The sequence below is a fragment of the Acetoanaerobium sticklandii genome (assembly GCF_000196455.1).
Classification (GTDB): domain Bacteria; phylum Bacillota; class Clostridia; order Peptostreptococcales; family Filifactoraceae; genus Acetoanaerobium; species Acetoanaerobium sticklandii.
This window is the reverse complement of sequence record NC_014614.1, coordinates 1,766,046-1,779,171: the sequence shown is the minus strand read 5'-3', so window position 1 is coordinate 1,779,171 and position 13,126 is coordinate 1,766,046. Positions and strand designations below refer to the sequence as shown.

The window sequence follows — 13,126 nt, the reverse complement described above, 5'->3', positions numbered from 1 at the left end:
TTATGATGAAAAATATATGTATTATAAAAAACTGTCCAATGGGCAGTTTTTTTGTATAATATAATTAAGACTAATAAAAGGGGGCAAATAGAATGTTTAGATTGGGCAAAACACATATGACGATAAATAAACTGGGATTTGGTGGAATTCCAATACAAAGAGTAGATATTTCAGAGTGCAAACAAATAATAAATCAAGCTAAAAAATCTGGAATTAATTTCATTGATACAGCAGTAGGATACACAGTAAGCGAAGAATACATAGGAGAAGCATTGAAAGAAAATCCTCATAGCTTTTACCTTGCAACCAAGAGCATGGCAAGAACATATGAAGCAATGAAAAAAGATATCTTGGGCTCATTAGATAGATTAAAAAGAAGCTATATAGATTTATACCAAATTCATAATCTAGGAGAAGCTGATTATGAGCTTGTATTTTCTGAAAATGGAGCATTAAGAGCACTCAAAGAGGCGAAGGAGCAAGGCTTAATAAAAGAAATAGGAATTACTAGTCACAGCGTGAGTGTGCTTGACAGGGCAATAGATACAGATGAATTTGCAACAGTTCAATTTCCTTTTAATATAGTTGAAAATCAAGGAGAAGAAGTATTTAGAAAAGCCAAAGCTAAGGGTATGGGAACTATTGTTATGAAGCCACTAGCTGGAGGAGCGTTAGAGGACGCAAGACTAGCGCTTAGATACTTAACAAAGCTCGACTTCTTAGATGTACTTATTCCTGGTATGGCAGACGAAAAAGAAATAAAAGTAAACCAAAGCGCTGTCGAAGATGATTCTCCTCTAACAGAGAAAGAGCTAGCAGATATCAAATACTTAAAGGAAAATATGGGAGATAAATTCTGTAGAAGATGTGGTTACTGCATGCCGTGCACAGTAGGAATAAATATACCTATGCAATTTCTTCTTGAAGGCTATCTTAGAAGATATGATTTGGAAACTTGGGCAGTAGATAGATACAATTCATCTGATAAAAATGCATCAGATTGTATACACTGTAAAGAATGTGAGCCTAGATGTCCATATGGATTATCGATATCTGAAATGATGGTTAGGGTATCTACTGAATTTGACAAATTATAAACAAACAAATTTCATTTTTCTCATTTGCCTTTAAATTATGAATATACAAGAAAACTTATATATCTGATTAATATTTATTATTAAGAACCTTTAGAATTATCAAAAAATTAATTGATTAGATTTTATAAAGGTATTATAATAGGGGATATACTATGATATATTTCAGAGTATACAGAATATTCAATAAAAAGGAGGAATGGAATAATGGCAGAAAACACAAGAGGCAGTTGGGGATCCAAAATAGGACTTATTCTTGCCATGGCAGGTAATGCTGTAGGATTAGGTAACTTCTGGAGATTCCCTTATCAAGCAGCAAGCAATGGTGGTGGAGCATTTATGCTTCCATACTTTGCAGCACTTATTATCCTTGGACTTCCGCTAATGCTTAGTGAGTGGAACCTAGGTAGATATGGTGGTAAATACGGACACGGTACACTTGGACCTATGGTGTACTTACAAGCAAGAGAAGGCGCAAAGCCAAAAACAGCACTTATACTTGGAGCAATTGCTGGAGGTCTAGCATTTGCAGTTACATTACTTGTTAATTCATATTACAACCATCTTATCGGATGGACACTAGGATTTGCGGTATCATCATTTACTGGTGCATACATGGATCAAAGCCAATCTACAGCAGATTTCTTTGTAGGTTATATCCAGGATCCTAAAATGGTATTTACTTTCTGGATAATTGCACTTGTTGGTTTATCATTTGCAGTTATGCGTGGAGTAGAAAAAGGTATCGAGGCTTGGGCGAAGTTAATGATGCCAGTACTTTATGTATTTGGTATAGTACTAGCTATTAGATCTCTTACTATTGGTTCTCCAGTTAACCCTGAGTGGAGCTCACTAAAAGGTCTAAACTTTATCTGGAATCCAGATTTTAGTACACTTACTTGGAGATCAGCTCTTGCAGCAGCAGGACAGATATTCTTTACATTGTCAATTGGTATGGGTATTATTTGTAACTATGCTTCATACTTAAAACCAGATGATGATGTTGTTGTTTCTTCTATAGCTACAATTTCATTAAATGAGTTTGCGGAAATCGTTCTTGGTGGATCTATAGTTATTCCTATAGCTTATGCTTTCCTTGGACCAGATGGTATAGGAGCAGGAGTTGGATTATCATTTATAGCACTTCCTAACGTATTTAGAACTATGGCTGGAGGTCAGTTCTTTGGAGGATTATGGTTCTTACTACTATTCTTCGCTGGATTTACATCAGCTATCGCAATGTACAACTATCTAACAGCTCTAGTTGAGGAAGACTTAGGAATTCCAAGAAAAACTGCAGCTTGGATAATATTTGCGGCTTATGTTGTAGTAGGATTACCAGTTGGTCTAGAGCAAATTATCAACAAGACTGCTGACCTAGCTTATTTCACAGAAATAGATAACTGGGTAGGTTCATACCTTCTTCTAGTTCTAGGACTAATAGAAATTATAGTTGTTGCATTCCTTATGGGAGAAAAAGCTCTTACAGAAATCAACAAAGGTGGAATCTGGCAAATGCCTAAGTGGTTCTACACTGTATTCATGAGAGGACTTACTCCAGCAGCATTAGTAATAGTTTTAGTTTTCTCGACACTAGACTATATCAAAGCTGGATACTTTAAATTTGTTCCTGACTTTGTAGCAGGTACTCCGGTTCTTATTCCTTGGGTTAACGCAGCAAGATTAGTTATCTTAATTGTTGTTGCAGCTGGAGCTATGCAGTCTTACAAATCAATCAAGAATAAATATGGTAAGGAAATTGAAGAAAACGTTGTAAGTATTAGAGTATAATAGGAGGCGATTACATGACAGGTGCAGCTTTAGGATTTTTATTAACAACTTGGGCTATAGTATTTACTGTTGCTGGAATTAGCCTAAGAGCAATACTAAATGCAGAAAAAAAGAAAAAGTAAGAAATCTAATTTATGATTTTTCAAAGGCTTTCGCATTGCGAGAGCCTTTGATTATATACTTACTTAGAGATAGTGATTTATAATATTTATTTTAAGCAGATTATACTTAAAAAAATATAATAAAATAGTCAATAATTATTTCATATGGTATTATAAGTTAAGAATAAATTTATGCAAGGGGGAGTTTTGTGAGTACGAAAGACATCGTAATTGTAATTGATTCACTTCAGAATAGGATTCAAAAATACCCTCAATTAGGTAATAAAAAAGATAAATTCTATAATCTGTTGGAAAATATTAAAAATGAATACAAAAAACTTGAGGTACCAGATAATTTATTAGAGGTTTATAATTCTTTAGTTAAAAAAGGAAAAGAACTAAATAATAAATTTTCAGCCACTGCCAATGCAAAAGAAGTTAAAGATCAAGTGGAATACTACATCAGATATCTTAATGCAGCTCTTGGGGATTTAAGAAATGAAGTAGGCTGGGTAAATGTATACCAAAGATGGTTTTTATTTACATCAATCTTATTTCTAGTACTCTCTCCACAGTGGTTTGGATTTGTACTGCCAGCACTTTTCTTTGTTCCTATATTCTTAGGTTCAAGAGGATTAAAAGCTAGAAGCGTTAATGGATTTTATATGAGTCTATCAGTTGCTCCTATTGGATTCATGACAGGGACCGTATGGGCAAAAAATGGACTATATGTCATGGGAAACATGGCTACTGCTATAGCTAATAATATGACTCAAACTGGAAGAAGCCAAGGCTTTGCTACAGCACTTACAGTAGTTCCACCTATTCTTGGTGTGATACTTGTAATAAGTAGTATAGTTATGGCATATAAAGGTTATAAAGCAAAGCATCTTTTTGTATAGTTAAATATTGAATAATATGGCCGAAAGCCTTGCTTTCGGCTTTATATATGTCATTAAGGAGAAGATTATGTTAAAGCTAGGAAAAGAATATGAAATAGAAATAGTTGATTTAGGTCACTCGGGAGAAGGAATAGGAAAAGTAGATGGCTTTACTGTATTTGTAGAAGGTGGACTTGTGGGAGATATAGTATTAGGGAAGGTAGTAAAATCTAAAAAGAATTACGCAGTTGCTGACCTTAAAAAAATATTGTCTTCATCTGCAGATAGAGTAAAACCAGTATGCCCTATTGCCCATAGCTGTGGTGGATGTCAGATAATGCAGCTAAACTACAGTAAACAGCTAGAAATAAAAAAAGACATAGTAGTACAAAACCTAAGCCGTATAGGAAAAGTGGAAAATCCAAATGTAATGGATACTATAGGAATGGACAATCCATACAACTATAGAAACAAAGCTCAGTTTCCAGTAGGAATAGATAAAAAAGGAAAACCTGTCATGGGTTTTTTCAAAAAAATGTCTCACGAGATTATACCTCTGACTACTTGCTATGTTCAAGACACAGTTAATGATGTTATTTTGGACATAATAAGACAGTACATAGAAAAATACAAAATTTCCTTATATGATGAAAAAACACATAAAGGAAACCTAAGACACGTAGTTACAAAAGTAGGCTTTCATACACATGAAATAATGGTAATACTAGTAACTAAAGAAACTAAGCTGCCTAAAATAGATGCTCTAGTAGAGATGCTAGAGGCAAAACTTCTAGGGCTTAGAACTTTGGTTCAAAATATAAACCCAAACAGAACAAATGTTATTCTTGGAAGAGAAAACAAAATTTTATATGGTGATGGGATAATAGAAGATACAATTGATGATTTAGTTTTTGAAATATCACCATTATCGTTTTATCAGGTAAATCCTATACAAACAAAGGTGCTCTATAATAAAGCCCTAGAGCTAGCAGATATATCAAGTGAAGACGTAGTTTATGATATTTATTGTGGTATAGGTACCATATCTTTATTTCTAGCAAAAAAAGCTAAACATGTATATGGTATAGAGATAGTAAAAGAAGCTATAGAAAATGCAAAGAAAAACGCTAAAAGAAATAATATAGAAAATGCTAGCTTTTACGCAGGAAAAGCCGAGGAAGTAGTACCGGAACTCTATAGCAGAGGAATCACAGCCGATGTAGTAGTTGTAGATCCACCAAGAAAAGGCTGCGAAGAAATAGTTTTAGATACTATAGCAAAAATGAATCCTAAAAAAATAGTATATATTTCATGCAATCCATCTACCCTAGCAAGAGATGTAGAAAGACTTTCAAAGCTAGGGTATGAGATGGATGTGGCTTATCCTGTTGATATGTTTAGTCACACTATGCACGTGGAAGCGATAATTCTGATGACGTATTATGGTTCGAAGGAGAAAAAGTAGGGGTTAACCGCGATATGTTGTGGTTTTGACTGGTTTAGAGGCGAAAAACGGGGCCGAAAATGACGTTTTTTGAGGCCTGAAAATGGGGCAAAATATAGATGATATTTTAAATTTGGACGAAAATGAGTTGTTCAGAGTCACATTATAGATAAGAGATCAATTTGCGAAAAGTTGAGAAAGGAGAACAAAATAATGATGACTAATTGATTTTCGGGTTATAAAATTACCGGGTAATCTTAATCTTGATTTGACTAATACAATGAATTTAGTTTCAGGAGTTCAGGCTCAAATAGATTCAACTCATCCACTGTGGGAGTATGTAAAAGACAAAGGTGGAGATGCAGCAGTAGCGGGAATCACTGCTGGATCACCTATAATATTTGCTTCGATTAAAATGTATTTATCAACAAAAGGAATAAGGTTACCTTAACCAGCATAACATCAAGTGAATTTAATAAAAGTGAAACCATACAACAAGTTTAAGATCAAAACAGTTGATCAATAGACTTGCTGTTTTTTTATACCCCAAAAAGAGAAAGAGAGGACAAAAGAAATGTCAAAACTATTTATGTACGGATCAGAGCTCCAAGAGCTAGAACAAGAATTATACGAATTAATAGAAGATGGAAATCTCGGATATGCCTGTGTTTACTTTAAAGGTGATCAGGGCATGCTACAGATTTTATGTTTCTGATGACAACGGAGAACATAGCTATTTTTATTGAGAAACATGAATTTGACGCGGAGAAGATTATTATGACAGATATGTGTGATTACTTCATCTGTGAATCTGTATTTGGCGAGTTCCTGATGAACTGTCCGGATCAAGATTTGTGTCGCAAAATCATACCACATCTAGCTCGAATAAAGATGGGTGAGGCAGAAACTAAAGACTTTCCTGTGGAAACCAAAGAAGAAATGGAAGAGCTCTGGCATGCTGAAGAAGAAGTAATGCGGGCGGAGTTTGGAATGTTGTAAAATGGGATAAATGGTAAAAAAATTAACAATTTTCTTGTGAATTAAACTTTTCAAGGGTACAATTAAAATGTCAGTGCATTTTACGAATTCTACGGTGCATTAATATTTCAAATGAATCATTCAGTGGGAGGTTTATTGTACAATGATTATTGTATAATAGAACTAATATTGAACAAAGACATAGTAAATCTGAACCAAATTTTTCATTTATAAACTTGTAAGGGGAGAACGGGTTATATGAATACTCATCATCATTTAGATTCAATCAGTGTTTTGAAATTTTCAGCAAGATCATACAATGCTTTGATGAGAGTAGGAATCTGTAGTATTGGTGACTTACTTAGCTGCACAAAAGACGATATCAGCGGTATTCGTCAATTGGGTGCTAAAAGTATTGAAGAAATAACAGGAGTTATTGATGAATTAAGTGCATATAAAACTGGAATTTATTGTGAAATCAAAGATACTCAAGTCGTCCCTAAAAAAAATTTTATTGGGAATGATGGCCAAAAATATCTTGATGTAGAAATTGAGAAGTTATGTCTAAGTGTACGTGCTTACAATTGCTTGAAGTCAGATGGAATCGAATATTATTCTCAGCTAGTTGATAAGTTAGTAGAAGAGTTAATAACAATACCAAATATGGGGCAAAAATCTCTTGTGGAAATTGAAGAGAAACGTGCAAGTTTTCAGCCGGAATTATTTTCAGAAGATAATTGTGAAGTGGATTCGGAGCAAGAAGAAGCCAAGTACAGACTTTTTACTTCAATTACTGACCTAGTTAGCATTAAGCCAAAGGATTTCTTTGAATCTTTTGATGCAATTTACAGCGCATTTATGCAGGAAAAAGAAGCTGACGATATAGAAGATATACTATTAGATAAGAGTTTTATTAAGTTGTTATACAACGATACTTATGTTAATGCGTTTATGGGTCAATATATACTTGGCTTAATAAAGGAACATACATATGGATGTGACGAAGAGTGTTTATTAAGCAATATGCCTGAGTACATAAAATCACTAGATAACCTTTACGACTCATTAAATGATTTACTTGATAGTAAAAAAATAGATTTGGTTTTTGACGATAAGTTTATAGCAATCTATGATGAGTTTCATGAGGGCGCAAAAGAGCATCTAAATGAAAGAGAATATAACGTTCTTTTACAACGCATTCAAGGGAAAACTTTGGAAGATGTTGGCCTTGAAATGAATGTAACGAGAGAAAGAATACGTCAAATTGAAGCTAAAGCAATCAAGAAACTTAATGTTATAAATGCGATATTTGATGAAGATAAATACTCAGATATTTATAAAAGATATGATATATCTAAAGAAGATTTTATCATAGCATTTAATAATAGTAATGCGTATTATTACTTGGCTTTACGATATAACGGCATTGATGATAAATCTAAGGCGTCAAAAATACCTATAGAAGAGATTTTGCATGATAAAACTATACCAGCTCCATATAAGAAATCCTGTGAGAAAGCTATTTACAAGAACTATGTAAAAATAGCCAATGAATATGTGCCATGTACTCGGTCATCAATCGCAAATCATGTGTTGAAAACACGAGCTTTGAATGATCTCACTTTTGAGGAATTTAGTTGTATATATTTTGATATATTACAGGACATAAATAAAAACGATGATCCTCGGTTTTCTGTAATGGATAGAGGATATGAAAATAGACTTGCAGCAAGTAATATGGTTCTTTGGAAGTATGGTAAAAAATTTAGATATTATAACATTAAGTCCTATGATTTTGTTGAACTCTTTGAGATGCTGAGTTTGAAGCAATATCAAGATATTGAATTTTCAACACTTAAGTTTTTTAGGCTATATCCTGAACTTATGAAGGTTTACGATATTAGAGATGAATATGAACTTCACAACCTTCTTAAAAAAATCTGTACTATTGATGAGTACCCCAATATTACATTCAAACGTATGCCAAATATTGAATTTGGTACAGCCAACAGAGATAACCAGGTGCTCGAGCTACTGATTTCATTGGCGCCGATTACAAATAGTGATTTCGCAACTGAATATGAAAAAGAATATGGCGTATCAGCAAATACGGTATTGGCAAATTATATGACAAATTTTGACCTGTACTTTTACAATGGGTTTTACAAAATTGATTTTCCAGCATTACCCAATATTATTGCTGATAAACTTAATATCAAGCTTAATGACGATTTTTATTTGCTTAGCGAAATACGAGACATATATGAAAAGGAATTTCCACATTCGGAGAAAAACTTACTCAATCCATTTTCACTAAAAAGTATTGGATTCAAGGTTTACTCAAGCTATGCTGTAGCGGACAAGTATAGTTCTGCAACAGAGTATTTTAATACACTGCTTACAAGAGAAGATGTTACGAACGTTGAAGTAATTCCATCAAAAGTGAAAGAAATAATTGCATATACAGCACAACTTTATAAGTTAAAGGCAGACTATGAAATCATTGAATTTTCCCCGAATAAGTATATTCATTTTAGAAAGTTAAATGAGTTTGGCATAACAAAAGAAGCGTTACAGCAGTATTGTGAAGATGTTATCAACTTTGTCGGTGAAGGGAAATATTTCACACTGTTTTCATTGAGGAATGAAGGTTTTTCTCATGAATTAGATGACTTAGGATTCGAAGATTGGTTTTATACTTCATTACTTGTTGAGAATAAAGAGAACTTTTCATACCAGCGAATTGGTGGAAACAAAGTAATGATAGCTGGTAATTTTGAGATTCGTTTTGAAGAGTTTTTAGAATCAATTGTCTATAATCAAGAGACATTATCAATTGAAGTTAAAGACTTGGAAGATATATTAAAGCAACAATATAATATAAATATTAACACATGGAAACTAATCCAAACGGTCAAAGACAGCTCGATGTACTATGATCCGATTTCGGAAAAAATATTTGCTGATTACGATACTTATTATGAGGTGGTATAATGATGAATTTATTAAAAGACGGTTTTGAAGAAAAAAGTGTTATCGCAAATGATACAAACAAAAGATTGGTAATTGACAACATTTCGAAGGATTACCCTGTCTATAAAATTCGATTGGATAAATTGTATTATAACGATCAAAATGATCGTATTGCTACTTGGATGGCTCAATATAAGGTTGAGAATAATATTGATTCAGTCGATGTGTCTGATCAAGATAATTACAATAATATTATTCATGAGTTCATTACTGAAAGCAATAAAGAAGCGATTAAAAAAACTCAGTTGAATATTAAGATGGTGGGACAGCAGGAATCTGGTGTTGTTCTTATGGATGGACGAATTATAGATGGAAATCGTAGATTTACATGTTTAAGAAATATTGAAAAAGAAACAGGTAAAACTCAATATTTTGAAGCGGTTGTTTTAGATCATAGTATTAAGACAAATGCAAAGCAGATCAAAATGCTAGAGTTAATGCTGCAGCATGGAGTGGATGAAAAAGTGGGATATAATCCAATCGATAGGTTGGTAGGTATTTACACTGATATTATTGATACAAAACTACTAACTGTAAAGGAATATGCAGATAGTGTAAATATGAGTGAAAGTGATATTCAGCTTGAAGTTGAAAAAGCAAACTTGATGATTGAGTTTTTGGATTTTATTAATGCGCCGAAACAATTTCATATCGCTCGTCACTTTAATATCGTAGATCCATTAAAAGAACTACATATGATGTTGAAAAAGGTAAAAGACGAAGAAAAGAAAGAAGATTTAAAAAACGCAGTATTTGCACAATTCCTGATGCAGCCTTTTGGTGATACAACTAGGTATACACGTAAAATAAAAAAGATTGCATCTAGTAATAGATTTCTAGATGAGTTTTTAGATGAGCAAATGGAAATTGTTGAACGTGTATGTGAAGAACTTGAACAGCATCCGAAGGTTTCAAATAAAGAGATTAATATCATTAGATCAAATGAGAAGATAAAAAGCGATTTCTTGCATTCTACTGAAAAATTTGTTAACAGAGTGGATGGAGATACAACCCGTAATCAACCGATTAAACAAACAGAAAAGGCATTTGATTCATTAGACTTAATCGACACAAAAATACTTAAAAAACTGTCAGAGGAACAAAGAAGTGAAATACGTGAAAAATTAGATATGATTGATCAAATTGTACTTTCAATCAGGAGCGAATTAGATGTTTAGTGATTTGAAATTACAATCAACATATTCAACATATGAAGATGATATTGGAGCTGAATTCTATACGCCAGTTTTAAGCAAATGTACAGAGTACGATAGAGCGTCTGCATATTTTTCTGCAAAATCCTTAGCAAATTATGCAAAGGGATTAGAGGTTTTTGCTCGCAATGGGTATAAATTCAGACTTATTGTATCCTCTGAGTTAGAAGAGAATGATTTTAATGAGATAAGTAAAGGGTATAAACTCAGAAATCATGTGAGGAAAAGTATCGTTTATAAACTAAACGAGCAATTGACAATGGAAGAAGAAGCCAATCTTTCAAATTTAGCTTACCTGATCTCTGTTGGTACTATTGATATTAAAATGGCCTTTACTAAAAAAGGAATATTTCATGATAAGTTTGGTATCATGAAGGATAAATCAGGAAATATAATTTGCTTTCGAGGATCCAACAATGAGACAGATGCTGCATTCCATTCAAACTATGAAGCCTTTGACATAACATGCAGTTGGTTGGCATCTCCGTTTGACTATTCAAAAATTACAAAGAGTATTGAGGCTTTTAATGATTTATGGGAAAACAAAGCACACGGTGTTCACGTTTGCGACGTTGATGAAGTAGTATATAAAAAAATCTTAGAGTACAACAAGGGTAAGATTATTTTCGAACCGGTGTTGCTAGAAGAGGATTGCTTAATATTGGATTACTTCGGTAATACGTTGGAACTAAGCATAAAGATCGACCCACTTTTGATATGTAATAATAAGTTATACAAGTTGCGGCTAAAAAAATATGTTGATCTAGAGCGAAGTGAGCAGGAGAAAATTGTTTTTAAAAAGCGACTAACATATCCTACTTTCAAAAAAATCATAGCTATACTGGAAAGTGATTCGAAATCCAGAGGATATACATTTCATGTTACGAACAGATTGATGAAATATATTAAAGAGCGTGAACTTCATATTAAAGAACGCGCAAATGTTGGAATGGCAATCAAGCAAAATTCTAATGAAATATACGATCAATTCAATCAGTACAAAGCGATTGTCGACCAAGAGATGTCAAGAAAACTTCGGGAGAAACAAGCGTGGGATTCCTTTTATATGTGTGTCATGAGAAAGGCGGCTAATTTCTCAGTCCCAGGATCAGGAAAAACATCATCCGTACTAGGTGTTTATGCCTATTTGAGTAATAAGAATCTTGTAGATAAAATTGTCGTTGTAGGTCCCAAAAACTCATTTGGATCATGGATTGATGAATTCAATCTGTGTTTTGCTGATAAGAAGTTATTGAATCTATTTAATGTCCAAGAATATACTCAATTAGAACATAAAAAGAATGCAATATTATATGATTCAAAACAAAAGAACTTACTTTTATTCAACTACGAGAGCTTAAACTCTATTTTAGGTGAAGTAAAACAGTTAATTGATAAAAGAACATTACTAGTTTTTGACGAAGTGCATAAGGTAAAAGCGCTAGATGGGGTTAGGGCAGCAAATGCTTTAGAGGTTTCTAAAATGGCATATTACACCATTGTTATGACTGGAACGCCTATACCTAATTCATATTTAGATATTAGAAATTTGTTGGAAATTCTGTTTCATGACGAGTACGATGAATACTTTGGCTTTTCGGAATCGCAATTACAACGGCCAACAGAAGTTGATATAGAAGATATCAATAATAAGATAAATCCTTTTTTTTGCCGGACAACAAAAAGGCAATTAAATGTACCTGATGCGAATGATGATATCATTATCATTACTCGAGCAAGTGAAATAGAAAACCGAATATTCCAAATTTTGCTTATGAAATATGCAAAGAATAAGCTGGTTTTGATTATCAGGTTATTACAATTAGAATCTAATCCTAAAATGCTACTAAATTCTATCGATGCAAATGGTGAAGATTTTACAGATATTCTCGATATTTCTGGAGATGTTGATGATTATGACTTCAAAGACTTTTCATCAGAGCTGGTTGCTTTGATTAATTCAGTAGACAAAACTCATAAATTTTCAGCCTGTGTAAATCAAGTGTTGAATATTTGTGCGAAAGATGAAACGGTAATTGTTTGGTGTATATTTGTAGATTCAATAATGAGACTATCAAATGAATTACAAGCACAAGGATTAAATGTAGGTTGTATATATGGATCAACAGATTTTGAGGAAAGAGACTTTCTTTTAAAACTGTTTAAAGAAAAGAAATTGGATGTATTGATTACTAACCCACATACTCTAGCAGAATCGGTTTCTTTGCACCATACTTGCCATAATGCAATTTACTTTGAATACAGTTACAACTTGGTTCATCTATTGCAATCTAAAGATAGGATCCATAGGTTGGGTTTGCCGCAGGATCAATATACCCAATATTATTATTTGCAGAATGAATTTTTTACAATTGATAATGATGCATATTCATTAGATGAAAGAATTTATGAGAGATTGCTTGAGAAAGAAACTACAATGTTACAAGCAATCGAGAATAATAAATTAGAACGTGTGACTTCCGTTGAAGATGATGTGAATTTGATTTTTAGGGATTTGAAGTTCTGATTTCTTACAGCTTCGATAATTGTGCTGATTAAATCTTTCGAGTATGGCATAATTATTCGAAGG

The 13,126-nt window shown here is 33.0% G+C and carries 9 protein-coding genes; all 9 read left to right on the top strand.

What is annotated here, in order from left to right; all coding sequences use genetic code 11:
* The first annotated feature begins 92 nt into the window (after positions 1 to 92).
* The 9 genes from CLOST_RS08345 (at position 93) to CLOST_RS08310 (ending at position 13,063) form a co-directional block, all read left to right on the top strand.
* Positions 93 to 1,097, top strand: a complete 1,005-nt coding sequence (locus tag CLOST_RS08345) for an aldo/keto reductase (protein WP_013361859.1) — start codon at positions 93 to 95, stop codon at positions 1,095 to 1,097.
* A gap of 204 nt (positions 1,098 to 1,301) precedes the next feature.
* Complete coding sequence (locus CLOST_RS08340) at positions 1,302 to 2,885, top strand: sodium:neurotransmitter symporter family protein (protein ID WP_013361858.1); 1,584 nt, start codon at positions 1,302 to 1,304, stop codon at positions 2,883 to 2,885.
* 310 nt (positions 2,886 to 3,195) lie between these two features.
* On the top strand, positions 3,196 to 3,888 hold the full coding sequence (locus CLOST_RS08335) for a hypothetical protein (protein ID WP_013361857.1): 693 nt from the start codon (positions 3,196 to 3,198) through the stop codon (positions 3,886 to 3,888).
* Between the two features lie 67 nt (positions 3,889 to 3,955).
* Complete coding sequence (gene rlmD / locus CLOST_RS08330) at positions 3,956 to 5,332, top strand: 23S rRNA (uracil(1939)-C(5))-methyltransferase RlmD (protein WP_041487161.1); 1,377 nt, start codon at positions 3,956 to 3,958, stop codon at positions 5,330 to 5,332.
* Between the two features lie 259 nt (positions 5,333 to 5,591).
* On the top strand, positions 5,592 to 5,762 hold the full coding sequence (locus CLOST_RS13905) for a hypothetical protein (protein WP_013361855.1): 171 nt from the start codon (positions 5,592 to 5,594) through the stop codon (positions 5,760 to 5,762).
* A 254-nt stretch (positions 5,763 to 6,016) separates the two neighbouring features.
* Positions 6,017 to 6,310, top strand: a complete 294-nt coding sequence (locus CLOST_RS08325; RefSeq protein WP_013361853.1) for a hypothetical protein — start codon at positions 6,017 to 6,019, stop codon at positions 6,308 to 6,310.
* Between the two features lie 237 nt (positions 6,311 to 6,547).
* Complete coding sequence (locus CLOST_RS14345) at positions 6,548 to 9,283, top strand: DNA-directed RNA polymerase subunit alpha C-terminal domain-containing protein (RefSeq protein ID WP_013361852.1); 2,736 nt, start codon at positions 6,548 to 6,550, stop codon at positions 9,281 to 9,283.
* Positions 9,284 to 9,285: 2 nt separating this feature from the next.
* Positions 9,286 to 10,500, top strand: coding sequence for a hypothetical protein (locus CLOST_RS08315; protein ID WP_041487160.1), 1,215 nt, complete (start codon positions 9,286 to 9,288; stop codon positions 10,498 to 10,500).
* On the top strand, positions 10,493 to 13,063 hold the full coding sequence (locus tag CLOST_RS08310; protein WP_013361850.1) for an SNF2-related protein: 2,571 nt from the start codon (positions 10,493 to 10,495) through the stop codon (positions 13,061 to 13,063). Before CLOST_RS08315 ends, CLOST_RS08310 begins: the two co-directional genes overlap by 8 nt.
* The last annotated feature ends 63 nt before the right edge of the window (positions 13,064 to 13,126 follow it).